At 72.8% G+C, this 1,168-nt stretch carries 1 protein-coding gene and 1 pseudogene; both read left to right on the forward strand.

The features are described from left to right. Window positions 1-201 (forward strand): annotated as a pseudogene (locus tag ROTAS13_RS24810) (mitochondrial fission ELM1 family protein); the annotation flags it as partial. 123 nt (window positions 202-324) lie between these two features. Then, window positions 325-1,168: tripartite tricarboxylate transporter substrate binding protein (locus ROTAS13_RS24815; RefSeq protein WP_075823690.1), on the forward strand; the 844-nt coding region annotated here is incomplete at its 3' end.

The following is a 1,168-nucleotide window of genomic DNA, read 5'->3' on the forward strand; positions in this document are numbered from 1 at the left end:
GCCATGCCGGGCCTCGATCCCTTGGCGGCGCCGCGCCACGCGGCCCTGCACCAGAGCCTCTACGGGGCGGGGCAGGCGCGCCCCTTCGACGCCTTCCCGGAGCCCTTCGCACGCGCACCCCTGGACGAGAGCGGGCGGGTGGCGGCGGAGATCCTGGCGGCGGGGCTGCTGCCGGCGGCGGGCGGCGTCACGGCGCGCTGAAGGCGCGGGCACCCCGGCTTGTTCCGGCTATCCATCCGGGGCAGGATTCCGTCCACGGCCTTTCCCGGACAGACCGGGGCAGCCGCACGACAATGCCGGAAAACCGGGCTGGGGAAGAGAAACATGTCCATCCGTCGCCGCACCCTGCTGCACACGCCGCTGCTGGCCGCACCTTTCCTGGCCCCGCGGCGGGCGGGGGCGCAGGCCGAGAGCTTCCCGTCCCATGCCGTGCGGGTGATCGTGCCCTATACCCCCGGCGGTTCCGCCGACATCGCCGCGCGGCTGCTGGCGGAGCCGCTGTCGAAGCAGTGGGGCCAGCCCGTGGTGGTGGAGAACCGTGCCGGGGCCAACGGGATCATCGGCACGGACGTGGTGGCGAAGGCGCCGCCGGACGGGCACACGCTGGCGATGATCTCGGTGAACCACGCCGTCAACGTGCCGCTCTACACCACGCCCTTCGACACGCTGAAGGACCTGACCGCGCTGACCGTGGTCTACAGCGTGCCGCTGCTGCTGGTCGCCGCGCCCGACTTCCCCGCCAGCACCCCGCAGCAGCTGGCGGAACTGGCGCGGCGCAAGGAAGGCAGCATCAGCTTCGCCGGGACCGGCGGCGCGGTGCACCTGGCGGCGGAGATGTTCGCCGCCCGCGCCGAGGCGAAGATGACGCACGTGCCCTATCGCGGCTCCACCGCCGCGCATCCGGACCTGATGGCGGGGCGGGTGGACGTGATGTTCGATCCCTTGCCCTCCGTGCTCGGCCATGTGCAGGCGGGCAAGCTGAAGGTCCTGGCCACGACCTCCGCGCAACGCCTGCCGAACCTGCCGGATGTGCCCACCGTGGCGGAAAGCGGCTTCCCGGGCTTCGAGGCCGCGACCTGGGGCGCGCTCATCGGCCCGGCGCGCATCCCGGCGCCGGTGGCGCGGCGCATCGCCTGTCTCTTGATCACAAGTCTCGACGTCAGCATAG

Source organism: Roseomonas sp. TAS13 (genome assembly GCF_001950415.1).
Taxonomy (GTDB): Bacteria; Pseudomonadota; Alphaproteobacteria; order Acetobacterales; family Acetobacteraceae; genus Roseomonas; species Roseomonas mucosa.